This is a genomic window from Acidobacteriota bacterium (assembly GCA_030697165.1).
GTDB lineage: Bacteria > Acidobacteriota > Vicinamibacteria > Vicinamibacterales > UBA2999 > 12-FULL-67-14b.
Map to the genome: position 1 here is coordinate 16,564 of JAUYQQ010000018.1, position 23,515 is coordinate 40,078.

General features: G+C 65.4%; 23 protein-coding genes. 9 read left to right on the forward strand and 14 right to left on the reverse strand.

Annotation, left to right across the window (positions count from 1 at the left end; translation table 11 throughout):
• Complete coding sequence (locus tag Q8T13_17325; protein MDP3719526.1) at positions 1–3,036, reverse strand: PSD1 and planctomycete cytochrome C domain-containing protein; 3,036 nt, start codon at positions 3,034–3,036, stop codon at positions 1–3.
• A 25-nt stretch (positions 3,037–3,061) separates the two neighbouring features.
• On the opposite strand from Q8T13_17325, the gene Q8T13_17330 reads away from it, so the two are divergent.
• Entirely contained in the window at positions 3,062–4,069 is a 1,008-nt protein-coding gene (locus Q8T13_17330; protein ID MDP3719527.1) for a hypothetical protein, read from the forward strand.
• 101 nt (positions 4,070–4,170) lie between these two features.
• Here Q8T13_17330 and Q8T13_17335 read toward each other — a convergent pair whose 3' ends face one another.
• Complete coding sequence (locus tag Q8T13_17335; GenBank protein MDP3719528.1) at positions 4,171–4,770, reverse strand: gluconate 2-dehydrogenase subunit 3 family protein; 600 nt, start codon at positions 4,768–4,770, stop codon at positions 4,171–4,173.
• Positions 4,771–4,856: 86 nt separating this feature from the next.
• The gene (locus tag Q8T13_17340; protein MDP3719529.1) at positions 4,857–6,542 is read right to left on the reverse strand and encodes a GMC family oxidoreductase; all 1,686 of its coding nucleotides are present in this window, start codon (positions 6,540–6,542) and stop codon (positions 4,857–4,859) included.
• 115 nt (positions 6,543–6,657) lie between these two features.
• On the opposite strand from Q8T13_17340, the gene Q8T13_17345 reads away from it, so the two are divergent.
• Positions 6,658–7,488: a TIM barrel protein gene (locus tag Q8T13_17345; GenBank protein MDP3719530.1), complete on the forward strand. Its 831-nt coding sequence runs from the start codon at positions 6,658–6,660 to the stop codon at positions 7,486–7,488.
• A 141-nt stretch (positions 7,489–7,629) separates the two neighbouring features.
• On the opposite strand, the gene Q8T13_17350 is transcribed toward Q8T13_17345, so the two are convergent.
• Complete coding sequence (locus tag Q8T13_17350) at positions 7,630–8,565, reverse strand: cysteine synthase family protein (protein ID MDP3719531.1); 936 nt, start codon at positions 8,563–8,565, stop codon at positions 7,630–7,632.
• A gap of 74 nt (positions 8,566–8,639) precedes the next feature.
• Here Q8T13_17350 and Q8T13_17355 point away from each other — a divergent pair, with 74 nt between their 5' ends.
• The 4 genes from Q8T13_17355 to Q8T13_17370 all read left to right on the forward strand — a co-directional run bounded on the left by Q8T13_17355 (position 8,640) and on the right by Q8T13_17370 (position 10,679).
• The gene (locus Q8T13_17355) at positions 8,640–9,071 is read left to right on the forward strand and encodes an ester cyclase (GenBank protein MDP3719532.1); all 432 of its coding nucleotides are present in this window, start codon (positions 8,640–8,642) and stop codon (positions 9,069–9,071) included.
• A gap of 51 nt (positions 9,072–9,122) precedes the next feature.
• The gene (locus Q8T13_17360) at positions 9,123–9,395 is read left to right on the forward strand and encodes a hypothetical protein (GenBank protein MDP3719533.1); all 273 of its coding nucleotides are present in this window, start codon (positions 9,123–9,125) and stop codon (positions 9,393–9,395) included.
• The gene (locus tag Q8T13_17365) at positions 9,392–9,811 is read left to right on the forward strand and encodes a VapC toxin family PIN domain ribonuclease (GenBank protein MDP3719534.1); all 420 of its coding nucleotides are present in this window, start codon (positions 9,392–9,394) and stop codon (positions 9,809–9,811) included. The genes Q8T13_17360 and Q8T13_17365 overlap by 4 nt, the downstream gene beginning before the upstream one ends.
• Positions 9,812–9,872: 61 nt before the next feature.
• Positions 9,873–10,679 (forward strand): SAM-dependent methyltransferase, encoded by an 807-nt coding sequence (locus Q8T13_17370; GenBank protein MDP3719535.1) that lies wholly within the window; start codon positions 9,873–9,875, stop codon positions 10,677–10,679.
• Positions 10,680–10,699: 20 nt separating this feature from the next.
• Here Q8T13_17370 and Q8T13_17375 read toward each other — a convergent pair whose 3' ends face one another.
• Positions 10,700–13,441 carry a protein kinase gene (locus Q8T13_17375; GenBank protein ID MDP3719536.1) on the reverse strand — a complete coding sequence of 914 codons (2,742 nt, stop codon included), beginning with the start codon at positions 13,439–13,441 and terminating at the stop codon, positions 10,700–10,702.
• A 67-nt stretch (positions 13,442–13,508) separates the two neighbouring features.
• On the opposite strand from Q8T13_17375, the gene Q8T13_17380 reads away from it, so the two are divergent.
• Positions 13,509–15,275, forward strand: coding sequence for a sodium:solute symporter family protein (locus tag Q8T13_17380; GenBank protein MDP3719537.1), 1,767 nt, complete (start codon positions 13,509–13,511; stop codon positions 15,273–15,275).
• A gap of 57 nt (positions 15,276–15,332) precedes the next feature.
• On the opposite strand, the gene Q8T13_17385 is transcribed toward Q8T13_17380, so the two are convergent.
• Both Q8T13_17385 and Q8T13_17390 read right to left on the reverse strand, forming a co-directional pair.
• Positions 15,333–15,719: a type II toxin-antitoxin system VapC family toxin gene (locus tag Q8T13_17385; GenBank protein MDP3719538.1), complete on the reverse strand. Its 387-nt coding sequence runs from the start codon at positions 15,717–15,719 to the stop codon at positions 15,333–15,335.
• Entirely contained in the window at positions 15,703–15,945 is a 243-nt protein-coding gene (locus Q8T13_17390; GenBank protein MDP3719539.1) for a hypothetical protein, read from the reverse strand. The genes Q8T13_17385 and Q8T13_17390 overlap by 17 nt, the downstream gene beginning before the upstream one ends.
• A 106-nt stretch (positions 15,946–16,051) precedes the next feature.
• Here Q8T13_17390 and Q8T13_17395 point away from each other — a divergent pair, with 106 nt between their 5' ends.
• On the forward strand, positions 16,052–16,624 hold the full coding sequence (locus Q8T13_17395; protein MDP3719540.1) for a hypothetical protein: 573 nt from the start codon (positions 16,052–16,054) through the stop codon (positions 16,622–16,624).
• A 9-nt stretch (positions 16,625–16,633) separates the two neighbouring features.
• Here the strand turns inward: Q8T13_17395 and Q8T13_17400 are convergent, their stop codons facing one another.
• Both Q8T13_17400 and Q8T13_17405 read right to left on the reverse strand, forming a co-directional pair.
• The gene (locus tag Q8T13_17400) at positions 16,634–17,728 is read right to left on the reverse strand and encodes an aminotransferase class V-fold PLP-dependent enzyme (GenBank protein ID MDP3719541.1); all 1,095 of its coding nucleotides are present in this window, start codon (positions 17,726–17,728) and stop codon (positions 16,634–16,636) included.
• Positions 17,729–17,944: 216 nt separating this feature from the next.
• Positions 17,945–18,850: a hypothetical protein gene (locus Q8T13_17405; GenBank protein MDP3719542.1), complete on the reverse strand. Its 906-nt coding sequence runs from the start codon at positions 18,848–18,850 to the stop codon at positions 17,945–17,947.
• A gap of 273 nt (positions 18,851–19,123) precedes the next feature.
• Between Q8T13_17405 and Q8T13_17410 the strand changes: the two genes are divergently transcribed.
• Complete coding sequence (locus Q8T13_17410) at positions 19,124–19,609, forward strand: hypothetical protein (protein MDP3719543.1); 486 nt, start codon at positions 19,124–19,126, stop codon at positions 19,607–19,609.
• A 74-nt stretch (positions 19,610–19,683) separates the two neighbouring features.
• On the opposite strand, the gene Q8T13_17415 is transcribed toward Q8T13_17410, so the two are convergent.
• From Q8T13_17415 to Q8T13_17435, 5 genes are all read right to left on the reverse strand, one after another.
• The gene (locus tag Q8T13_17415) at positions 19,684–22,008 is read right to left on the reverse strand and encodes a DUF5916 domain-containing protein (GenBank protein MDP3719544.1); all 2,325 of its coding nucleotides are present in this window, start codon (positions 22,006–22,008) and stop codon (positions 19,684–19,686) included.
• Between the two features lie 57 nt (positions 22,009–22,065).
• Positions 22,066–22,389 (reverse strand): BrnA antitoxin family protein, encoded by a 324-nt coding sequence (locus tag Q8T13_17420; GenBank protein ID MDP3719545.1) that lies wholly within the window; start codon positions 22,387–22,389, stop codon positions 22,066–22,068.
• Positions 22,349–22,657 (reverse strand): BrnT family toxin, encoded by a 309-nt coding sequence (locus Q8T13_17425; GenBank protein MDP3719546.1) that lies wholly within the window; start codon positions 22,655–22,657, stop codon positions 22,349–22,351. The genes Q8T13_17420 and Q8T13_17425 overlap by 41 nt, the downstream gene beginning before the upstream one ends.
• Before the next feature lie 207 nt (positions 22,658–22,864).
• Positions 22,865–23,161: a DUF2442 domain-containing protein gene (locus Q8T13_17430; protein ID MDP3719547.1), complete on the reverse strand. Its 297-nt coding sequence runs from the start codon at positions 23,159–23,161 to the stop codon at positions 22,865–22,867.
• A gap of 89 nt (positions 23,162–23,250) precedes the next feature.
• Positions 23,251–23,496: an addiction module protein gene (locus Q8T13_17435; protein MDP3719548.1), complete on the reverse strand. Its 246-nt coding sequence runs from the start codon at positions 23,494–23,496 to the stop codon at positions 23,251–23,253.
• Positions 23,497–23,515 lie beyond the last annotated feature (19 nt).

Consider the following 23,515-nt stretch of genomic DNA (forward strand, 5'->3'; position numbering starts at 1 on the left):
TTAGCTCACGAACAGGAATTCGTTCGAACTCATCAGGATCTTGACGTAGCGCCCGAAGATCGAGACGGGCAGCATCTTCTTCTTTTCGGTCTCGGGAGGTGTGACGCCTGGCTTCGCGCCCGCCATCATGCCGTCGGCCGGTGGTCCCTCAGGCGCATCGCCCTTGTCCGGCGCCGTGTCGGTCGCGGCGGCATCTTTCTCGGGCGGCATCTTGGCCTTGGCGCGCCGCTCTTCGTACTGCTTCAGCGCCTCGGCCTGCAGGAAGTCGCGGCCGGCCTTGGTTTCCTCGGCCGTCGGCGCGCGCCCAAACAGCTTGCGATACACCACGGCAATGCGCGCGGCATCATCCGGCTCGTCTGCCACCTGTTCCGCCACCCGCTCGGCGTGTTGCTGCATGAAGTCGCTGTTCATGAAGAACAGCCGCTGCAGCGGCACGCTGGTCGCGAAGCGGCCTTCGGCGGTCTGGCTCGGGCTGGGGAAGTCGAACAGCTGCAGGAACTCGTCGAGCTTGTAGCGGCTGACCTTGCCGTAGACCGTGCGGCGGTCGGCGAGCGGGGTCAGCGGCACTGACCGACCGCCGACGCGCGTGTCGAGCGCGCCCGACACGAACAGGATCGAGTCGCGAATCTGCTCCGCGCTCATGCGGTAGCGATTGGCGCGCCAGTAGAGGCGATTGCCGCCGTCTTTCGCGAAGGCCGCGTCCTGCAGGCCGGCGCCCAGCTGGTAGACGGCGCTGCGCATGATCTCCTTGTGCAGCGCCTTCGTCGACAGGCCGTGATCGACAAAGTAGTTCGCCAGGTGATCGAGCAGCTCAGGATGGGTGGGCTTCTCGCCGTTGAGCCCGAAATTACTGGGCGTGTTCACCAGGCCCGTGCCGAAGTGCTCTTTCCACACGCGGTTCACCATCACCCGAATCGCCATGGGCTGCTGGGTGATCGTGCGCGCAAGCTCCAACCGGCCGCTGCCCTTCGAGAAGGTGATGCGCTCGGGCGTCAGCACCGAGAGGAAGCCGCGGGGCACGGTGTCGCCGAGCCGCACCGGGTTGCCGCGCAGGTGCACCTGCAGGTCGATGGGTTTCTCGACGTCCTTCACGCCGTGGACGTAGGCGAACTTCTTGGGCATCGCCTTTTCCATGGCCTCGATGTCCTTGCGCAGGCCCTCGATTAGCGCGCGGCGATCCCCGCCCAGCCGTTGTTCCAGTCCCCAGCTGCTGAAGCGAAGCAGGCCCGGACGCTGTGGCTTGCCAGGCGCATCATCGGGATCCAGGTTGCCCTGGAACACATCGCCCCACAGCGACGAGCGCTCGGTGGTCATGCTGCGCAGCTCGAGGCCGCAGCCGGGGCAGAAGTCGTCGTTGGTGACGAACTCGTTGGGCAGGTTGGCCGGCTCCTTGGGCTTCGCGGTCGGGAGCGCGCGCGCCTTGATGATGTCGTTCTCTTTCTTGACCTCGCGCTGCTCGAGCACCACGCCGATCAGCAACTCCTGAAACGCCTCGGCCAGCGCCTCCGCCTCCTTGGCGGTGCCGCCTTTGGCGACCATGGCCTGCCAGTCCTTGAGGAACGGATAGAACACCGGCTTCTTCTGCAGGAACGCCAGCCAGCGATCGAACAGCTCGTAGTCGAGCTTTTCCCGGTCGACGATCTGGTGCTTGTCTTTCCTGGGTTCGCCAAGCACCTGCCAGGCGGCCTTCATGTACGTCGCCGATTGAAAGGCGAGCGTCTCGGCGAGTTGCCGTGCCTCGGCGGCGGTGTACTCGCCCAGCATCTCGCGCTTCAGCTTCAGCGCCTTCTCTTTGGCCTTGTAGTCGTCCACCACGCTCTTCGGCGCCAGCGGAATCTCGGTGTACTCGGTGTTGAGGAACACGCCGGCCAGGCCGTAGTAGTCCTTGGTCGGGATGGGATCGTACTTGTGGTCGTGGCAGCGGGCGCAGCCGACGGTGAAACCGAGGAAGCCTCGGCTGACCGCATCCACGCGATCGTGACGCTCGTCGGCGCGCGTGATCTCCACCGCGCCGTTGTCGTAGTACCACGGGCCGAGGCCAAGGAAGCCCAGGGCCGGCAAGTGGCGCACGCGCTCGGGCCCCTCGAGCAGGTCGGCGGCGAGCTGCGCGGTGACGAACTGGTCGTACGGCAGGTCGTCGTTGAACGCGCGAATCACCCAGTCGCGATAGAGGTGGGCGTTGGGATAGGGATTGAAGCCGCGGCCCATCGGGTCGAGGCTGCGGTAGTCGTCTTCGCCGTAGCGCGCGACGTCCAGCCACATGCGGCCCCACTTCTCGCCGTAGCGCGGCGAGGCCAGCAGGCGATCGACCACCTTGTCGAACGCATCCGCCGAGGTGTCGGCCAGGAACGCATCGACCTCTTCCGGCGTGGGCGGCAGGCCGGTGAGGTCGAGCGTGGCGCGGCGCAGCAACGTCAGCTTGTCGGCGGCCGCGACCGGCGCGAGGCCTTCCTGTTCGAGCCGCGCGAGAATGAAACGATCGATGCCGGTGCGCGGCCACGCCGCGTTCTTCACGGCGGGTGGCGGTGATTTCTTTAGAGGCTGAAACGCCCAGAAGGCGCGATGTTCCGCCGTGATGGCTCGTTCATGCGACGCCACAGGCGCCGGCGCATCATCCGCGGGCCACACCGCGCCAGCGCGAATCCACTCCGCCAGCGCGTCGATGTCGGCGGCGCCGAGCTTGGCGCGCCCGCGCGGCATGCGCGGAAAGCCGTCGGCGTGTTGCACCGCCTTCAAGAGCGCGCTCTTCTCCGGATCGCCGGGCACCAGCGCCGGGCCGGTCTCACCCCCGCGCAGCAGCGCGGCGCGCGAATCCACCCGCAGGCCGGCCAGGGCCTTCTCGCCGTGGCAGGCATAGCAATTGGCGGCGAGCATGGGGCGGACTTTCGTTTCGAACAGCGTGGCGTCCTGTGCGGCCGCGGCCGAGGCGGCGGGCGCCGGCGCCTGGCCGGCGCGAAGGGCGGAGCTGATCAGGACGAACGCAACCAGGACCAGCAGGCCGGTGCGCAGCCGGCCGGGAGACAGGTATGACCGCATCGGGCATTAAGTATGATGCTTTCGCATGATTCGGCAAGTCGTTTCCGCCCTGTTGCTCGTGTGGCCTGTTTACGCATCAGCTCAGGCCCCCAAGCCGGCGTCGCCGCCGCCGGCCGCCATCCTCTTTTCGAAGCTGACCGCAGACGCGGTCGTGCCAATTTCACTCGACCCGGGTGCGGTCGAAGCGCCCGATGGGGTGTGGACGCTGAACCGCGCCGCGGGCAGCATCACGCGCATCGATGCCACGGGCAACAAACCCGCACCACCGATCGTCGTCGGCACCGATGCCTGCGCATCGCTGGTCGTCGCGTTCGACAGCGTGTGGGTGCCGCTCTGCGGCGACGGCACGATCACGCGCGTCGATGCAAAGACGCCGACGGTCACGGCCACGTTGAAGCTGAAGGTGGCGGAAGGTAATGGCCGCATCGCCAGCGGCGTGGGCAGCGTGTGGGCGATCAGCGATCGCAAAAGCGTGCTGTCGCGGATCGATCCCGACACCAACGCGCCGGTCGCCGAGATCTACCTCGCCGCCGGCGCCCACTCGGTCGTGTTCGCGGGCGACGCGTTGTGGGTGACGAGCGGATGTGAGACGGGTGGAGGCAACCCCTTCTTTGGGGTTGCCTGTAACGTCCTGACCCGCGTCAACCCTCACAACAACGAAATCGTCGAGACCATCGAAGTAGGACCGAAGCCCGGACGCCTGGCGGTGGGCGAGGGCGGCGTGTGGGTGCTCAATCGCGGCGACGGCACAGTCACCCGTATCGATCCCGCCAGCAACAAAGTGGTGGCCACGATCACGGCGGGCGATGGGCTCGCCGAAGCGGAGATCGCGGTCGGCTTGGGCTCCGTGTGGATCAGCGCCCCGGGCGTGCCCCTGGTCCGCATCGATCCGCGGACCAACAAGGCAGTGCAGCGCTTCACCGGCACCGGCGGTGGCGCGGTCCTGGCCGCCCACGGCTCACTGTGGGTCGCGGCCGGCCCGAACCTTACGTGGCGCCTCGACCCGCTGCTGGTCTCTGCAATCCGCCCTTGAGGTCCGGCTAAAGCCGGACGCCACATTTTGCCGATGTAGCGTCCGGCTTTAGCCGGACCTCACTATGCCGATGTAGTGTCCGGCTTTAGCCGGACCTTGCGTTACGCGTGCGGCGCCCAGGTCTTGTCGCCGGGCGCGTGCGGCACGTCGGGGTCGAATCGGCCTGGTGACTCGATGTAGCGCATCGCCTGCGTGTAGCCCACTTCGGACGTGAAGTAGCCGAGCAGGGCCAGCTCCTTCATCATCCTGAAGTAGTGCGCGGGTTCGGCTGGGCCCGCAACCGCAGCCGGCGCCCGCAGGCGTCGCTTGGGCGCGCGATCTTCCATCTCCGCATGCTGCTCGCGATCGAGCGCCTCTGCCAACGACAGCCGCTGCGCGGCCGATGCCTGCATGAACGACACCCCGTGCGCCTGGCGGCACGCCTCATCCAGTTGCGTCAGGCCCCGTTGAAACACCTCGCGATTGGTGTCGGTGTAGGCGTCGGTGACCATCAGCGCCATGAACGCGCCGGCCTTCGCCGCCTTGGCGCCTGGCGTGGAGGTTTGCGGCAGGATAGTGTCCGCGATCTCATCGAGCAGCGAGACATCGGCAGCAGAGAAGGCGCCGGTGCCCTGCGCCATTGCCGCCTCCAGCGCTGCCGGCTCGAACGAAGACGCGAATAGCCGATCACCATCGACGAGCGCCGCTCCGCCCAGGAGCATCGCCACCCGCTGCACTGCTTCACGACGAGTGACAAGGGCTTGGGGCTTGAGGCTTGGGGCTTGAAAATTCATCGGGCGCTCCATGTCTACAAGTTGCCGCGCTTCAATTCGTCAACGGCGAACGCGGCCGCGCGGGCGGTAAGGGCCATGTAGGTCAGCGAGGGGTTCTGGCACGCCGACGAAGTCATGCACGAGCCGTCGGTGACGAACACGTTGGTGCAGTCCCAGACCTGGTTGTGCTGGTTCAGCACGGACGTCTTCGGGTCGCGGCCCATGCGCGCCGTGCCCATCTCGTGAATGCCCATGCCCGGCGAGTAGCCGCTGTCGGTCACGCGCACGTTCTTGACCCCCGACGCCTCGAGCATCTCGGCCATGTCGTTCATCATGTCCACGCGCATCAGCCGCTCGTTCTCGCCGGTGGCGCAATCGACCGCCAGCACCGGCTGGCCCCACTTGTCGGTCTTGCTCTCGTCGATGGTGATCCGGTTAGCGTGGTTCGGCAGCATCTCGCCAAACGCCGTGCTGCCCATCTGCCACGGCCCTGGCGTCGCCATCTCGTCCTTGAACGCGCCGCCGACGCCGAGCTCGGCGACCGCACGCTGCCAGCCGATGCGGTTGGCGCTGCCCTGGTAGCCGAAGCCGCGCAGGTAGCCGCGCTTGTCGCCAAACAGGTTGCGATAGCGGGGGATGTAGAAGCCGGTCGGCCGGCGGCCATAGGTGTTGCGATTCTCCAGCTCGTCGATCGTGCCGTTGGCGCCGCAGCGGAAGTGATGGTCCATCAGGTTGTGACCAAGCTCGCCGGAACTGCTGCCGAGCCCGCCCGGCCACACGTCGCGGGCCGAGCGCATCAGGATCCACGCGCTGTTCATGGTCGATGCGTTCAGAAACACAATCTTCGCGCTGTAGACGGTCGTCGCCCCGGTCTCCGCATCGATCGCGCGCACGCCTGTGGCGCGCTTCTGGTCGGCGTCGTAGACGACGTCGGTGACGATCTGGTGGATCTTCAGCGTCAAGCGCCCGGTGGCGGCGGCGGCGGGAAGCGTGGACGACTGCGTGCTGAAGTAGGCGCCGTGCGAGCAGCCCAACCAGCAGGCGTTGCGATACTGGCAGCGGCCACGGCGGGGCAGCGCCTGGGTCAGGTTGGCGGTGCGGCCGGGAATAATCCGCCGCTGTCCGCCAAAGTGTTTCGAGAGACGGCCGGCGATCATCGTCTCGGCCACGTTCAGCGGCATCGCCGGTTGAAACTGGCCGTCGGGCAGTTGCGGCATCCCCTCGACGGATCCCGCAATGCCCGCGAAGCGCTCGACGTGGTCGTACCACGGCGCCAGGTCCGCATAGCGAATGGGCCAGTCCACCGCGACGCCTTCTTTCGCGTTGGCCTCGAAGTCGAAGTCGCTCAGGCGATAGCTTTGGCGCCCCCACGTCAGCGACCGGCCGCCCACGTGATAGCCGCGGTACCAGTCGAACCGTTTCACTTCGGTGTAGGGCGAGTCTTTTTCGTCGGCCCACCAGTCGAGGTTTTTCTCGTTGAGGGGATAGTCGCGCCTGAGGACCGGATAGGCCTCTTCCATCTCGCGCGTGCGGCCGCCGCGATGCGGATACTCCCACGGGCCCTTGCGCGCATTCGGATAGTCGGTGACGTGCTCGACGTTCTTGCCGCGCTCGATCATCAACACGCGCAGGCCGCGCTCGGTCAGTTCCTTGGCCGCCCAGCCCCCTGAAATGCCGGAGCCAACGACGATGGCGTCGAACGATTCTGGTTGTGGCTGCACGGCGCGATCCTAATCTAATAACTGTTAAGATTCGGCCGCCATGTCGAACCCTTCTGCCCCGTCGCCTGGGAGCCAGCCGGTAAGCCGCCGTGACGCCCTTTGTGCTGCATCGGCCGTGATTCTCGCCGGAGTTTCTGGTTCAGCGCTCGCTGCCGAGCCCATCCAAGTGCCGGCGCGCGCCGTCACGCGCGGCCGGCTCAAGCAGTCGGCCAGCCGCTGGTGCTACCAGAAGATGCCGCTGCCCGACCTGTGCAAGTCGCTGGCGGCGTTCGGCGTGCCGGCCATCGATCTACTGGAGCCTGAAGACTGGCAGGTGGCGAAAGATCACGGACTGATCTGCGCAATGGGCTACGGCGGTGGCGGCACCATTCCCAACGGCATCAACAACCCCGCCAACCACGACGCCATCGTCTCCAACCTGATCGCCACCATGCCGAAGGCCGTGGCGCTCGGCGTACCCAACTTGATCACCTTCTTCGGCAACCGCCAGGGCCGCAGCGACCGGGACGGCATTGCCAGTTGCGTGGCGGCGCTGAACCGCCTGAAGGGTGCGGCCGAGCAGCACGGCATCACCGTGTGCATCGAGCTGCTGAACAGCAAGGTCGATCACAAGGACTACCAGGGCGATCGCACGGCGTTTGGTGTCGAGGTGGTTGCTGCGGTCAACTCGCCGCGGGTCAAGCTGCTGTACGACATCTACCACATGCAGATCATGGAGGGCGACGTGATCCGCACCATCAAGCAACACCACGCGCACATTGCCCACTACCACACCGGCGGTGTGCCGGGGCGCAACGAGCTGGATGATTCGCAGGAGCTGCAGTGGCCGGCGATCTCCCGCGCGATTGTCGAGACCGGCTTCACCGGCTACATGGCGCACGAGTTCGTGCCCAAGCGAGATCCCATGACCTCGCTGCGTGAAGCGGTCGTGCTTTGCGACGTCTAGTAAAAGGTTGGTCCGGCTAAAGCCGGACGCCACATTTTGCCGATGTAGCGTCCGGCTTTAGCCGGACCTCACTATGCCGATGTAGTGTCCGGCTTTAGCCGGACCTCACTATGCCGATGTAGTGTCCGGCTTTAGCCGGACCTATTTGTACAAATCCCCGGCGAGGTACTTCAGCCCGGTGTCGCAGGCCACCGTCGCCACCACCTTGCCCGGACCCAGCTCGCGCGCCAGGTCGAGTGCCGCGGTCAGGTTCATGCCGCTTGACGTGCCGGCGAACAACCCTTCGGTCGTCGCCGCCTGCTTCGCCATGGCGCGGCCCGCGTTCTCGTCAATCACGCGCACCTCATCGTAGGAACCCTTGGTCAAGTGCGGCGGCCAGAAGCCGGCCGCCGTTCCCTCCACGCGATGCGCGCCGCCCTTGCCCGTGGTGAGGAACGGCGACGTGGATGGCTCGAGCGCGATGATGCGCGTGGACTGGCCGGCCTGCTTCAAGGCCTGCGACACACCGACCAGCATCCCGCCGCTGCCGACCATGCCGGCGAACGCGTCTACCTTGCCGATCTGCTCGGCGAGTTCGCGGCCGATGTTGGCGTAGCCGTCCACGGCGTCGGTGTTGTTGAACTGATCGGTCCAGAAGTTGTTGGGGTCTTTCGCCAACTCCGCGATGCGCGCCTTGAACTTGTCGAACAGCGCCGGCGTCACCTTGCCGCCATCGCTCTGGATGATCTCGAGGTCGGCGCCAAACGCGCGCATGGTGTCGAGCTTCTCCGCCGAAAAGGCATCCGAACACAGCGGATGGAACGGGTAGCCCTTCATGGCGCACACCATGGCCAGCGACGAGCCGGTGCTGCCGCCGGTGTACTCGATCACCTGCATCCCGGGCCTAAGCGTGCCGCGCTTCTCGGCGCCCTCGATCATCGCCAGCGCCATGCGGTCTTTGTAGGACCCGGTGGGGTTGAAGTACTCGAGCTTCACCACCACGTCGGCCATGCCTGGCGTGACGAGGCGTTGCAAGCGGACCAGTGGCGTGTGCCCGATGGCGTGGAGGACGGAGTTGACGGGTTTCGGGGACGGCATGATGGGCAGTATGATGCCGCGTCCCCGATTCTGGATACCCGGGGATGGCGATCGGATCCGGCAAGAGAGGCCCCATGACGAGCGAAGAGATCCACGCGTTTCTCGATCGATTCCTGCGCGCCTGGGAGAGCCAGGACGTCACGACGCTGGGCTCGTGCTACGCCGACGACTGCACGGTGGTCAGCCCGATCTTCGGCACCCTTCGCGGCCGCCCCGCGGTGGAGAAGTCCTACACCGACCTCGTGCGGGTGTTCGGTCTCCAGAAAGTGCGAGTGGACGATCTCGTGATCGGCAACGAGGAGACGCCGCGCGCCGTCGTGGTGTGGACGGTGGACTCGACCCACATCGGCGAGGTGTTCGGCATGCCGCCGACCGGCAAGAACATCCAGCGAACCATCGCCTATTTCCTGACCCTGAAGGACGGCCTGATCGTCCGCGAAACGCGGCTCTACGATTTCACCAGCATGCTGATGCAGCTCGGCGTCCTGCGCGCCAAGCCGCACTGATCGGGAGCCGATGCACGGGGCTACCGACTATCCGCGTGCTAATATGCGTTTATGCGCACAACAGTGGAGCTGCCGCCTGAACTGATGCGCGCCGCCAAGGCGCGGGCCGCGGAAGAGGGCGAGTCCCTGAAAGACTGGTTTACCAGCGCGGTCGCCAGGGCCCTCGGCCGCAGCCCCGGCGCGGGCGCGTCGGCCCCCCGGCCATGGCCGGTGTTTGGCCGGCCTCGCACCAGGAAGGTGCGGGTCACCAACGCCATGCTGGCCGAGGCGCAGGCCGGTGAAGATGTCGAGAAGTACCGCCGCGGTCTCAGGCGCACCCGATGAACCTGCTCGACGTCAACGTGTGGCTCGCCTCGTCGTGGCGAAATCACGAGTCGCATGAGCGCGTCAGCGCGTGGGTGCCACGCGCGACCGGCCGCCTCGGACTGTGCCGGGTGACCCAAATGGGGTTCCTTCGCCTGGCCACGATTCCGGCGATCGCCGGCGCCGACGCGCTGACCCGGCGGCAGGCGTGGCAGGCCCTCGACGATCTGGTCCGTCAATCCACGGTCACGTGGCTTGATGAGCCCGCCGATCTCGATCGGGTGTGGCGCGCGATTTCAGCGGGCGACGACCAGAGCCACAAGCTCTGGACCGACGACTACCTCGCCGCCTTTGCGCAGGTGGCGGACCTCACGCTGGTGACCCTCGAACGCAGCTTCGTCAAGCGGTATCCGTCGGTCCGTGTCGAAGTGATCTGATGGTGGGGCTGCCCTGCCGCGCCGCACCATCGTCTCCTAAGTGTTACCGTGAGGCGGTGCCATGAAGCCAGTTTCGAACACCGCGTTCTACTGCACCGGCGTCCGGGCGATCGATGCCCGTCGCGCGCAGCCCATCTGCGGCGATCACTACGCCGAGCGCTTCATGGATGACGAGGCGTGGGCGATCTTCGAGCCGTTCCGCCAGTTCAAGGGGCCGCTCGTCTCCAATGCCAGCCGCGCCCGCATCATCGACGACTTGTTGCGCGAACGGCTCGCCGCCAACCCGGCCACGCTGGTCGTCTTGATTGGCGCCGGCTTCGATTCGCGCGCGTTCCGGTTGACCGGCGGTCGCTGGCTCGAGGTCGACGAGCCGCAGGTGTTCGCGTGGAAAGAACCGCGCCTGCCGGCGGCGGAGAGCCCGAACCCGTTGACGCGATTGCCGGTCGACTTCGCCACCGAACGCCTGGCCGATCGCCTCCAGCCGTTTGCCGACGCTGGTCCGGTCGTGGTGGTTGTCGAAGGCGTGCTGATGTATCTGGACGAGCCGCACATCCGCGAGCTGCTGCACACCATCCGCGCGACGTTTCCTCGCGGGGAGATCCTGTGCGATGTGATGACGGTGGATTTCTTCAAGCGCTTTGGCGCGGGGATCCACCAGAAGATCCAGGACCTGGGCGCGTCGTTCACCTTGCCCGAGCGGCCGCTGGAAGCGATCTTCGGCGACGAGGGCTACCGCGAAACGCAGAGCATTTCGATTGGCCGCTACCCGGCGGCGCTGCGCCTGATGCCGCTAGTCTCGCGAGTGGCGGTGCGCCTGATGCGCGCGTTCGTGGACGGCTACACCGTCCGCACCTTCACGCCGGCGTGAAAAGGGGACCTGCACCCTTTTTACGGTTTACGTGAGCCGGCCTGGTTCAAGAGTGACGGCCAGTTGACGATCACGACGACGTGTGGCGGCACCTTGGACGGGACCGCCGTATTGACAATGAAACGCTGGCCGTCGTCGGTGACATCAAAGATCGGACCGGCGCTCGGCACGTGTTCGACGTCGAACAGCCGTGCGGGCGTGCCCGCCTCGAACTGCGCGCCCGATCCCTTCACCGGCACGCTCATCACCGAACGGTCGGCATTCAAGTACAGAATCTCCTGGCCGTCCCGGCGCCAGCGCGGCGATGAGCCGCCGTCGGTGGAGATCTGGGTCTTGCCGCCACCCGGCTCGAGCGACATCACGTACACCTCGGGTCGCCCCGAATCGTCTGCGACGAACACGATCGACCGCGCATCGGGCGAGAACTGGGCGCCGTTTTCGTTAAAGGCCGAGCCGAGCACCTTCTGCGGTGGCGCACTGCCATCGAGCGGCATCGCCCAGAGATCATTGCCCGACCCAATACTACTGGCCCGATACAGCAGGGTCCGGCCGTCTGGAGAGACGTCGTTGGGGTCCTTGCTGTTGCCGTCGGTCAGCAGGGGGGTTTCGCCGCCGGTAAAGCCTGCTGACCGTTGATACAGCTCCAGGCCTTTCGAGTTGTAGATCACGCTGGCGCCGTTGGCCGACCACACCGCCGATCGTTCGTCGCTCGGGTCGAAGGTCAGGCGCTGGCGCAGGCCGCGGACGGTGTCGACGATGTAGATGTCGCGGGCCGTGGCACCCGGATCGCGGACGCTCACCAGCAGTCGGCGGCCGTCGGGCGACAGTTCCAGGTTGGAATAGTCAGAGTCGTCGGCCAGCGTACCGAGGGCGGCGCCCTTGCGATCGAACCATCTCAGCCGCGACCCGAGGTTGGCCGCACTCGGCTGATAGGCGAGGGTGCCCGTCTGCGACACGGTGAACGCGGCGCCGAGGGCGTTTTGCTCGACGCCCTCGGCAATCACCACGGGTTCGCCGGTCGTCTTGAACGTCCGGCTGTCAAAGGGCTGCGCCAGTAGCGTCGCGTTGCGCGCAAACACCAGCATGCCATTGGCGAACACCGCCTGGCTGAGGTCGTTGCCCGAGAGCACGAGGTGGCGGTCGGGCGAATCGAGCGAGCCGACATAGGTGCTGAGCGTGGCCGTACCCGGCACCAGGAACCTGTGCAGGTAGTGGCGACCGTCTGGCAGGAATGACAGGTGGCCATTCCTGCTGCCATTCACCAACGCCGGGACCGCGGGAGTCATCGGCCCCCCGCTGCTCGTCAACCGCAGCAACTCCATCGGGCCGCGCACCGGCTCCAGCAGGATCGTGCCATCAGGCGCCCACGCCGCCCAACCGCCCCGGTCGGCGAGGGTGATTGGACTGCCGCCGTCCACCGACAACTTTTTGAGCGCCGTTCCTGCCGCGCCAAACACGCCGAAGAGCAACGAGGTGCTGTCTGGCGCCCAGACCGGCCCCGCCGCCTGGAGGGTATCGTCAACCCGGCGCGCGAGAGGTTCGTGCAACTGGTGCAGCCACAACGAGCGCTGGTTCGCCGCATCGACACCGATGTAGGCAAGGTGCCGGCCATCTGGTGAAATGCCCAACCTGGTGGAGACCGCCAGCGCGTCGGTGAGACGCACGCCTTCGGGCAGCATCAGCGTCAGCCGCATCGGTGCCGGCGGTGTCGGCTCGGCGTCGGCGCCCGGTTGCAGGGCCAGCCATGTCACCGCCGCGAGCAAGGCGGTGACGACAAAGGCCCATGTCCAGCGCTCGCGGTTCGATCGGGTTTCTGGTGCGGCCGCGACCGCGGCGCCAGAGCCGGAGCCGGATCCCGACAGCGAGTCGAGCGCGAAGGCAACATCGCGCGCCGTCTGGAAGCGCTCGAGCGGGTTCTTCTCGAGGCAGTGCCGGACAATGCGATCGATAGCCGGGCTGAGGTGCGCGCGCGAGCTCGACAGGTCCGGCGGATCCTCGCGGAGGATCGCCGTCATGGTTTCAGCGGCCGTGTCGCGATGGAACGCGCGCTGGCCCGCGATCATTTCGTAGATCACGGCGCCCAGCGCGAACAGGTCGGCGCGATGATCGAGCGCCGCACCGCGCACCTGTTCCGGCGCCATGTAGCCGACCGTGCCCATCACCGTGCCGGGATCGGTGCCGCGAAACGCCCCCGTCATGGTCTGGGTCGCACCCGAAATCGGCGCATCCGCCTGGCGCGCGAGGCCGAAGTCGAGAATCTTGATGCGGCCGTCGGTGAGGACGAAAATGTTCTCGGGCTTCAGGTCGCGATGAATGAGGCCGCGGTCGTGCGCCGCCGCCAGCCCGCGGGCCAGCTGCGCGCCGGCATCAATGGCCTTGCGCGGCGGCAGGGGGCCTTCGCTCAGCACATCGCGCAGCGTGCGCCCTTCAAGCAGTTCCATCACCAGCGCAGTGGTCCGGATGTAGCGTCCGGCTTCAGCCGGACCATCGGCACCAATGTGGTGTCCGGCTTCAGCCGCACCATGCTCGAAGCCATAGACTTGCGCAATGTTGGGATGATTGATGGCCGCCAGCGCCTTGGCTTCGCGCTCGAACCGCGCCAGCCGATCGGGATCCGACGCAAACGCGTCCGGCAGGACCTTGATCGCCACCTCGCGCCCCAGCGCGGGGTCCTTGGCCCGATACACCTCGCCCATGCCGCCGGCACCAAGGGCCGAGAGAATCTCGTAGGGACCGACGCGAGTTCCTGGAGTCAGAGGCACGGGGAGGCTGAATTATAGCCGGTGGCACCCTGGCACCCTGGCACCCTGGCACCGAGTAGTATTTGCTATGCAATTGACCACCCTTGATTGGGTGATCGTCCTCGTCTCCATCGCCCTTTCCTTCGTCCCCGCCATCTACCTGATGCGCCGGGCGGGCTCCAGCACCACCGAATTCTTCACCTCGGGCCGGGCCGCGCCGTGGTGGCTGATTGGCGTCTCGATGGTGGCCACCACCTTCAGCACCGACACGCCCAACCTGGTGACCAACCTGGTGCGCGAGAACGGCGTGGCCAACAACTGGGTGTGGTGGGCGTTCCTGCTCACCGGCATGAGCACGGTCTTCTTCTACGCGCGCTTATGGCGCCGATCGGGCGTGCTGACCGATCTCGAGTTCTACGAGATCCGCTACTCGGGCAAGGCCGCCGCGCTGGTCCGCGGCTTCCGCGCCGTGTATCTCGGTCTGTTCTTCAACATCATGATCATGGCCACGGTAAACCTGGCCGTGGCGAAGATCGCCAGCGTGCTGCTTGGCTGGCCCATGTGGCAAACGCTGGCGGCGTGCGCGCTGATCAACATCGCGTTCGCGTCGGTGGCCGGCCTGTGGGGCGTGCTCGTCACCGATCTGTTTCAGTTCGCCATTGCCATGGTGGGTTCGATCTCGGCGGCCTACTTCGCGCTGCAGCAACCGCAGGTCGGCGGGCTGGCGGGCCTGGTGACGCAGATTCCGTCGTCCACGCTGCAACTGCTACCCGACTTCAGCGACTGGACGCTGACGCTGGCCGTGCTCATCTTGCCGCTCACCGTGGCGTGGTGGTCGGTGTGGTATCCGGGATCGGAGCCTGGCGGCGGCAGCTACATCGCGCAGCGCATTCTCGCCGCCCGGAGCGAGCGCGACGCGCTCGGCGGCACGCTGCTGTTCAACGTGGCCCACTACGCCCTCCGCCCCTGGCCGTGGATCATCGTGGCCCTGTCGTCGATGCTGGTGTTTCCCGAGCTGTCCGATATCTCCGCGGCGTTTCCCTATGTCGAGCCTCGCCTGATTGGCCACGACATGGCCTACCCGGCCATGCTCACGTTCCTGCCGGCGGGCTTTCTCGGCTTGATGGTGGCGGGCCTGCTCTCGGCGTACGTCTCGACCATCTCCACGCACCTCAACTGGGGCACGTCGTATCTCGTGCACGACTTGTATCGCCGGTTCATCAGGGCCGACGCCACCGAGCATCACTACGTCGCGATGGGACGCATGGTCACGGCGCTGCTGATGCTGCTGGCGGCCGGCATGACCTTCCTGCTCGAGTCGGCGCGTACCAGCTTCGAGCTGCTGCTGTCGATCGGCGCCGGCTCGGGCTTGCTCTACCTGTTGCGCTGGTACTGGTGGCGCATCAACGCGTGGAGCGAGATCGCCGCCATGAGCGTGTCGTTCTTTGTCGCCGTCGGCTTCTTCATCGCCGGCAAGATGGGCTACACCGTCGCGGCCACGACGGTGCTGCTCGTCACCGTGGGCGTGACGACGGTGGCGTGGGTGGGAACGACGGTGCTGACGAGACCGGAGAGTGACGCGACGCTGGTCGGCTTCTACAAGCTCGTCAGGCCCGCCGGTCCTGGCTGGACCCGCATCTCGCGCATGGCCGGCGTCGGCGCATCGCCCGACAGCCTGCCGCAGCAGCTGCTCGGCTGGATTCTCGGCTGCACCTTCGTCTACGCGAGCCTGTTCGGCGCCGGCAGTGCGTTGTATGGATTGACGCTGCAGGCAAGCGTGTGGGGCGTGGTGTGGGTGGTGAGCGGCGTCGGCTTGCTGCGCGTCCTGAACGCCCAGTGGAGTCGTCGCGCGTAACGTCCGGTGTCGAATGTGGCGTCCGCCTTCAGGCGGACCGTGGCCGAGCGAGCGGCTTCAGGCCCCTGGCTCACGCATCGCCTGGTTCACGCGTGCGAGTTCGCCATCCAATGTGACCAGTTCAAGATCCTGAGACAGGGCTAGCCACAGGTAGCTGGCGTCGTACGCGGTGAGTCCGGTCTGGACGGCGAGTGCCGCGACCTCCAATGCGGGTACGGCAACCCGCTTGATGCCAAGTGAGTCGACGCCGGCGAGCATGGTCAGCAGGGCCGGCCCTTTGCTCGGCTCGCGGCGGATGCGCTTCCAGCAAATATTGGCCAGTTCAAAATCGATCAGGTGAGGGGCTATTAGGACTTCGCCTTCCGTGTGCGCATCAATCGTAGCCCCGTCAGGCTCACGGAACAGCACGGCCGCGACGGCTGACGCGTCAACGACGAGGGTCATCGCGGTCTTCTCGAATCATCCGGACTGATTCGCCCGCCTCGCCTTTCAGTCCCAGCCTCTTGGCCAAGGCCGCCAAATCGCCCAGGGTGGTGACATGGGCCGCCTGCTCCAGGATCGACTGCAGTTCACCCTGCAGAGACCGGTTATTCCGCGCCGCCCGCTCCTTCAAACGCTTGGCGACCGCAGTGGGGACATTCTTGACCGACAGGGTGACGGTGCTAGGCATGGAGCCATTATGGATCCATTTTGGCGCCATGGGAACTCGCCGGGTCGACGCTGCCATGAGGACGCCGGCTCAGCTCTTCCGTAGTAGTCTGTCGTCGGAGGCTCACTTGTATCGATCCCTCACCATCCTGGCTGCTCTCGCCCTGTGTCTGGCCGTCGCCGCGCCCGCGCTGGCGCAATCGCACACCTACAAGATCCTCGCGACCAGCAAGACCTCGACCATGCAGAAGGAAATGCAGGAGGCCGGTGAGGCCGGCTACCGGTTCATCGCCGTCATGGGCGGCGAGACCGCCGTCGGCGGCAAGGAAGTTGTGGTCCTAGTCGGCAAGAGCGATGGCGACAAGGGCACTTACAGCTACCGCCTGCTGGCCACCAGCAAGACCTCGACGCTGCAAAAGGAATTACAGGAAGCCGGCGATGCCGGCTACCACGCCGTCGGCCAGACCGTGTTCGAAAGCCTGTTCGGTGGCAAGGAAACCGTGGCCATCGTTGAGAAAGGTTCCGCCGACCCGAACACCAAGCGGTGGGAGTACAAGCTGATCGCCACCAGCAAGACGTCGACGCTGGAGAAGGAACTGAAGGAGGTCGCAGAACAGGGCTTCGAGGCGATCGACCTGACGGTCGGCAAGACGGCCATGGGCGGCAGCGAAATCGTGGTGATTACGCGCCGGGCGAAATAGAAGCCCCGCCTAACTCTTTCCACCCAACACCGCCACTGCGCGATCGATGTCCTCGTGCGTGTTGAACACTGACACGGCCAGGCGGAGGCGGTTCTCGTTGGCGATCACCGTGCCCGCCACCTTGCCCGCCTGCAACAGCTTAGTCGTTGCCGCGGCATCCTTCAGCTCGAACGCGACAATCGGTGACTCGGTGCCCATGGGCGTCAGCGCCTTGTAGCCGAGCGGCGGCAATTCGTTCTGCAGGCGATCGGTCAACTGCTTTGCGTGCGCGCGGATGTTGGGGAGGCCGAGTTTGCCCAGGTAGTCGATGCCGGCGTCCACGCACGCCGCCATCATCACCGGGATGCCGCCGGTCTCGTAGCGCGCCGCGCCGGGCACCGAATCCCACGACAGCTCCGCGCGATTGAAATCCGTCACCTGCCTATGCCCATACCTCGTCGTCGGCAGGACGCTGCCCTGCAGGTCTTCGCGGACGTAGAGGAAGCCGAGGCCGCGTTCGCCCATCAGCCACTTGTAGGTGCCCGAGCTGGCGAAGTCGATGCCGAGCGCCTTCATGTCGAGCGGCACCGCGCCGACCGCCTGGATGATGTCGGCAAACACCAACGCGCCGCGCGCGTGCGCGACCGCGCTGATCGTCTTCGCGTCGTGCATGAACCCGTTGACGTTCGACACCAGCGCCAGCGACACCAGCTTGGTGTTGGCATCGATGGCCTTGGCCACGTCCTCCGGATCGATCGCCCAGTTCTTGTGCTTGACGATGCGGAGCCGGACGCCCTTCTTTTCCAGCTCCTTGTACATGTAGAGCGAGCTCGTGAAGTGCAGCTCGTCGATCACGATGTTGCCGCGCCGCCGCGCCAGGTCGAGCCCAGCGATGACGATGTTCTCGCCGTCGGTGGTGTTGGCGGTGAAGGCGATTTCGGCGGGGGAGGCGTTGATGAGCGCGCCGAACTTCTTCTTCAGCGCCTCCTGCTTCGCCGCGCCGAAGTCGCTGCGCCCCTCGCCGGGGCCGTGGAGGCGGAAGTCAACGAGCTGCTTGATGGCATTGGCGGCGAACGTCCCCACCGGATGCATGGAGGCCGAGTTCAGGTAGGTCTCGCGCAGCACCAAAGGAAAATCCGCGCGCACGGATGGGGGAAAAATCCCGGACTGGGTCTGGAATGTGGCGTCCGCCGCCGATGATGTGGCGTCCGCCTTTAGGCGGACCGTAGCCGCGAGCGTGCCGGCACCTGCAAGAAACTGACGGCGACCAAGAGTGGTCATGGAGCCTCCGGTGCCATTATAGGTGCACGTTGGCACCCTGGCACCGGTGGCACCCTGGCACTAGGTCAGATCGCGCGTGACCCACATAAACGCCTGGACATCAAACATGTCCTTGGCGCCGAGCGGCTGCAGGCGCTGCAGCAGGAACTGGCTCATCCGCTGCATGGCGTCGAAGGTGGGCCAGTTGGGCGTGGCGGTGTAGCGCAGGTCGAAGTTCATGCGCGCCGCCATCAGTTCGGTGTTCGTGGGCTTGAGCGCCATGAACTTCTTCGGGTCGGCCAAAAACGGCAGCAGCGTGATGTTCGGCCAGGTCAGCACCTTGCCGCCGTCGCTCGGCAGCTGCGCCACCGCTTCGAACAGCGCCGCGAACTTGCCTTGATCCGGCTTGGCGATGAACGCCAGCGCCGCCTCGAGAATCTGCGTGCCGGCTTCGTCGCCCTTCTTCAGGCCCTTGTGCACGGCCTTCACTTCGAAGGTGGACGGGATGTTGGTGGCCTTGAACAGCGCGTCCAGCACGTCGGCGATCTCGGCGTGCTTGCCCTGGTCGATCAGCTTCTGGCCGCGGCTGCCGCCGAAGTTGGCGACAAACACGTCGTGCGCCGCGCGCTTGTTGCGCAGGTCGGCGTCGATGAACTTCTCGTCCTCGAACTTGTCGGGGTAGGTCTTCTCGAACCAGGTGATGGCTTCGTCCAGGTGATGGACCAGCCCTTTCGCCTTGGCCTTGGCCTTGGATTTCTTGGGCTTGGCCGCGCCGGTGCCGATCAGGTCGAGTTCGGGATCGCTTTGGACCTTGGCCTTGGAAATCTGCGGGGCGTCTTCGCGGAGCTTGCGTTCGGGACCCTGGGGCGTGTCGAGTAGGGAAGTAAAGTGGATGATGGCGTAGGGAGGGGTAACGTCTAGTACCTTGCCTCGCTGCCAAACCGTGTGTTCAACGAGTGTTCCAATGTCTTTCGGGGTCAGCAGCATCCCCCTATTGTAGTCTTTCTGCTCGGTTGGCCCCGATTTTGATTTTTGCCGCCATTCAGATTCCACCATGGGGCGATTGTAAACGCCCGCAGAACACCCCGACTGTTCCCTTCTGCACACCCGCCTTCGCGAAGACGCTTCGGCGCGGCAGGCCCCTGTCAGTGTGGTGTCCGGCTTCAGCCGGACCCATGCCTTGCCAATGTGGCGTCCGGCTTTAGCCGGACCATCCCTCGGCACGCGTGATGCATTAGCTCTGCCCCGGAGACTCCAAAGATGGCAGACCGCAAATCGACAGGCAACACCAAATCAAAGACCGCCACTGAAGCCAAGGTCGTCGAACTGGCCGAGCAGCTGGGCTGGTTCCTGGGCACGGCCAAGGCCAAGGCCGATGGCTGGCTTGAAAGCGACAAGGTCAAGAAGGAGCTTGCGCGCATTCGCGACGGCGCCTCCGAGTTGCTGCAGCACATCGAGGCCGCCGCGCGCTCGGCGAGCATGGACAAGGCCGGCCCCAAGGCCGGTCCCAAGGCCAGCCCGAAGACCGGCCCGAAGACCGACAAGCAGGGCCCGGTGGTCGCCGGCCCCGACGCGCGCAAGGTCGCGAAAGACGCCAAGCCCGACCGCGGTCCCGTGGATGCGCCCGGCAAGCGTCACCGCAAACCGCCCCCGAATGAACGCCTCGACAAGCGGATGGGCGAGCCAGAGGGCAAGCAAATGGGACAGAAGCAGTTCCGGCCCGGCCAGTCGCGCGGCCGAGGCTAATCGAGACAACAGGAGTTCAGGAGATCAGGAGTAGAAAAGGTTGGTCTCCTGACCTCTTGATCTCCTGTTTGAACTTAAAACCGGAACAGGCGCGTAGCCTTCACGACGAAGGTCCGGTTCTGCAAGCCTGGGAATCGGTCTCCTAGCCTCGTGTCGCGCCCGTCGCTGTAGACCACGAAGAGGTCGCTGCCGGGCGCGTATTCCCAGCGCAGGCGGACGCTCGAGCCTAGCGTCTTGCTGGTTGAGTTGTGCTGCACGAGCCCGCCGAGCGCCATATAAGGCGAGAACATATACGTCGTCCTCACGCTGGTGACGGCGGTCGTAAATGCGCCAGCAGGGATATCAATCCAGTTCACCGTGACGCCGGGTTCCACGTTGAAGCGGGATGAGATCTCCACCACGCCGCGTGCGCCCAGTTCGGTCTTGGTGCCGTCATAGAACGTCCCCGTCCCCCCAAAAACCGATCCTGATGCCCGCCGCTGCGGCCCAAACTCGTACGTCGTCCTCACATCGTTGAAGCGGTAGGTCCCGGCGGGGATGGGCTTGCCCGGCACCACGTTGAAGCCGACGCGCAGGTGTTCGTAGTTGTTTGAGTACTCGATGCTCCACTGATCGTTGCCGCGCAGTTCAGCGTCATACGATACCTGCGCCTGGCGGCTCTCGAGCACCCCGTCGGTGCCGGTGATGTAGTCGAACTCGCCCTCGAACACGTGGCGCCGAATGGCGCGGCTGCCGCCAGGACGTGGTGAAAACCGCGCGCTGGCGAAGTTGCGCCGAAACGCCGTCCGCCGCAGAAACCCGATCTCTGGTTGGAAGTCGCGTCCGACGACGAGGTGTTCGTAGCGCAGGCCGTACCGATCCGGCGCCCATTCGAACTCGCCGCGATAGCTGCTCCTGTCAATGTGGCGTCCGGCTTTAGCCGGACCGTCGTCAATGTAGCCTCCGGCTTTAGCCGGAGCTTCCGTCTCCGACTGCGCAAAATAACCCGTCATCGTCACGTTCTGGTGAAACCAGAAATTCGCATCCACCCCGAGCACCGTATTGGTGATCCCATCAATCGGCGTCTTGCGCGTGAAGATCGCACCAATGTTGCTGCGCCGCAAGACGTCGCGACGCAAACGAATGACCGAGAAGTTGGTTGACGGCACATAGCTGGCACCTCTCCCGACTCCCGACTCCCGGTTCCCGATTCCCGTGTCCTCTGTCTGAATACTCAGCAACCCGATGCTGTACTTCCCCGCGCGCCCCGCCACGCGTCCGCCGCCGATGATTGGAATCTCGCCCGTGGCGCCCAGCCCAATGCGGCGGCTGTAGAACACGATCGGCGTCAACCCACCGCCACCACGACCGCCCTGGCTGCCGCCGAACGTGAACAGTCCTTGTCCTTCGAGGAAGAAGTCGCGCTTCTCGGGGAAGAACAGACTGAAGCGGGTCAGGTTCACCTGCTGCTGGTCTTCCTCCACCTGCGCGAAGTCGGTGCGATAGGTGAGGTCGGCCACCAGGCTGTTGGTCAGGCTGTACTTCACGTCCACGCCGGCGTCGGCCGACGGATCGTTGCGATACACCGGCGTCGCGGCCAGGTTGGTGGTGCTGGCGGCAATCGCGTAGGGCTTCACGTCGATGGGCTTTCGCACCGACGGCGTCTCGACGCCGACGACCGTGGCCATGATGTCGAACTTGTACATCGCGCGCGTGGTGGCCGAGGCCGGGATCGGCGCGATCGACACGTGTTCGTTCTTCCACCGAATTACCCGTCGCAGGTTGAAGCCCCACACCTGGGGTCCTGCCGCGCGAAAGCGAAGCGAGGAATAGGGGACGGCGAACTCCATCGACCAGCCATCCGGCAGGATCCGCGACCGGGTCCGCCAGATTGTGTTCCAGTCGTTGTTGTTGCTGCGTTCGTCCTGGATCTCCTGGTCGCGCTGGGCGCTGAGCGCGTTGGTCTGGAAGAACACCCCGCTCCGTCTGGTGTAGAGCGGATCGATGCTGATCGAGATGTTGTCGTTGTTGTAGATGTTGAAGTTGTCGCGCCGCAGCTCGTTGGCCACCAGCCGCTCGGGCGCCGAGTCGAACGACCGCACGCTCACGTAGAAATGGTCATCATCAAAGAACAGCCACACCAGCGTCTTCTCGGTGCCCGCCCGGCCTTCGTCCGGCTCCTGCTGGACGAAGTGATCGATCGCCGTCACCTCGCGATACACCGCCTCGTCCAGCGCGCCGTCGAGCGCCAGCGGCGCCTCCAACCTGGTGGCGCGAAGCGTGATGCGGCCTTGATCGTCCTTGGCAAACACCGCAGGCGCGACCGGCGCCGGTGGGCCGAGGATTTCGATCGACTGAGCTGCCGCCGCCGAGGAGACGAACAGGAAGCACAAACAAAGGAAGAGCTGCTGAAAACTCACGCCGGGATAGTTTACGGTTCGCCCGCGAGGGGTTGTCAGGAGTTGTCAGTGGGTGGCCTAGCCTGTCTTGCGTTTGGCGCCGCGCTGCCGCTCGGCCATGTACGAGCGCAGCACCGCGTTCATGCGCGACTGATAGCGTGGGCCCTGCGCCTTGAACCAGTCGAGTACATCCGCGTCCACCCGGAGCGAAATGGGTTGTTTCGCCACCGGCTCGACGACGGTGGCGCCTTCCCAGAAATTGGCCGGCAGGTTCGCGAGTTCCGCTGGAGACGTGGCGAGAATCTCGCGGTCGGTGAGTCGCTGTAAGCGGCGCACGTCCGCGCGCCCACGCAGGGCCGGATCAGGCTTGGTCCGTGACTTGTTGGTAGATCGTGCGCTCATGGCGGCTACTCACTCTCGCTGAGATGATTCGTCTCTCGGTTACGCCGTCGGTACCTGCTCGGTCGGTGTAGACCACCGTCAGGCCGATGTCCACGACCGCGCCGAGGGCGACCACGCGACGCTCGCCGTAGTCGCGGCGCGTGTCGACCTGCTCCAAGGTCCGGCGTTCAAAAATCCGCGCGGCATAGGCAAAGTCGAAGCCCCGTTTGCGCAGGTTCCGTTCACTCTTGCGCGGATCCCAGGTGAACCGGACTGGGACATCATACAACTGTATATACGAATGATCAAGGCGACGGCCCATGCCGCTTGCAGGAGCACGGCCCGTGCCCGGTCACGATCGCGTGATTTGTCTCGGGTTTCTCGATTCGGTCACTTAGCCAACGCGCAGAATCTACGTACGCTGGCCGCTGAACGCGTTGAAGTTTCTTCGCCGTCCGAGGATTCAGACGAGATTAGATCTGTGTCTAATCTGCGTTTAATCGGTGGCTGCCTTAGATCTGTGGCCCCAGGACCGAGCCATCTCGACGAACTCGGCCTCGACCTCCGGCCAGTCGTGCAAGGTGGCCGGATCGAAGTCCGCGCCGTTCGGCCAGAGAAGGGTATAGCCCTCCGGACTGATCGTCACTGCGTTGAATACGTCGAGGTCCTTCAGCGGCCCAAAGAGCTCGCCCTCGAGAACCGGCAGGAAGTTAATCCGGCGGACGACGCCGTCTTCGAAGCCCACTTCCAGCTCATGGGGCCCGACGATGGCGAACGAGGCGACGCGGTGCATTGGGTGGTTCATCGTGACCTACGCCAGTGGGTCGATCTTGATACGCTCGACCCAGTAACCCGCTTCGGGTTCGAAGCGTACGCCGCGGCTCACGGTTGCTCTAGTCGCCGGGCCGTCCGCTCCCGCACTGTCTCCCAGGATTCACCGGTAGCATCCGAGCTCAACACCCGTCGAGCTCGCCGTTCAATCTCTTTTGCCCACGCGGCCTGGACTGCTGCCAGGTCTTCCGGGGAGGGGCTGTCGAGACTGGCGAGCAGTTCAGTCGCCACTTCGGCACGTTCCGTGGCCGGCAGGGCAAGGGCCTCTTGGAGAAGGGCATCCGCTCGCTGCGACATGCGGCCATTCTAGCATCGT

Coding starts and splice junctions, on each gene's coding strand:
- Q8T13_17325 (MDP3719526.1), bottom strand. CDS start 3,036: ATGCGGTCATACCTGTCTCCCGGCCGGCTGCGCACCGGCCTGCTGGTC.
- Q8T13_17330 (MDP3719527.1), top strand. CDS start 3,062: ATGATTCGGCAAGTCGTTTCCGCCCTGTTGCTCGTGTGGCCTGTTTAC.
- Q8T13_17335 (MDP3719528.1), bottom strand. CDS start 4,770: ATGCTCCTGGGCGGAGCGGCGCTCGTCGATGGTGATCGGCTATTCGCG.
- Q8T13_17350 (MDP3719531.1), bottom strand. CDS start 8,565: ATGCCGTCCCCGAAACCCGTCAACTCCGTCCTCCACGCCATCGGGCAC.
- Q8T13_17355 (MDP3719532.1), top strand. CDS start 8,640: ATGACGAGCGAAGAGATCCACGCGTTTCTCGATCGATTCCTGCGCGCC.
- Q8T13_17360 (MDP3719533.1), top strand. CDS start 9,123: ATGCGCACAACAGTGGAGCTGCCGCCTGAACTGATGCGCGCCGCCAAG.
- Q8T13_17365 (MDP3719534.1), top strand. CDS start 9,392: ATGAACCTGCTCGACGTCAACGTGTGGCTCGCCTCGTCGTGGCGAAAT.
- Q8T13_17370 (MDP3719535.1), top strand. CDS start 9,873: ATGAAGCCAGTTTCGAACACCGCGTTCTACTGCACCGGCGTCCGGGCG.
- Q8T13_17380 (MDP3719537.1), top strand. CDS start 13,509: ATGCAATTGACCACCCTTGATTGGGTGATCGTCCTCGTCTCCATCGCC.
- Q8T13_17385 (MDP3719538.1), bottom strand. CDS start 15,719: ATGACCCTCGTCGTTGACGCGTCAGCCGTCGCGGCCGTGCTGTTCCGT.
- Q8T13_17390 (MDP3719539.1), bottom strand. CDS start 15,945: ATGCCTAGCACCGTCACCCTGTCGGTCAAGAATGTCCCCACTGCGGTC.
- Q8T13_17405 (MDP3719542.1), bottom strand. CDS start 18,850: ATGCTGCTGACCCCGAAAGACATTGGAACACTCGTTGAACACACGGTT.
- Q8T13_17410 (MDP3719543.1), top strand. CDS start 19,124: ATGGCAGACCGCAAATCGACAGGCAACACCAAATCAAAGACCGCCACT.
- Q8T13_17420 (MDP3719545.1), bottom strand. CDS start 22,389: ATGAGCGCACGATCTACCAACAAGTCACGGACCAAGCCTGATCCGGCC.
- Q8T13_17430 (MDP3719547.1), bottom strand. CDS start 23,161: ATGCACCGCGTCGCCTCGTTCGCCATCGTCGGGCCCCATGAGCTGGAA.
- Q8T13_17435 (MDP3719548.1), bottom strand. CDS start 23,496: ATGTCGCAGCGAGCGGATGCCCTTCTCCAAGAGGCCCTTGCCCTGCCG.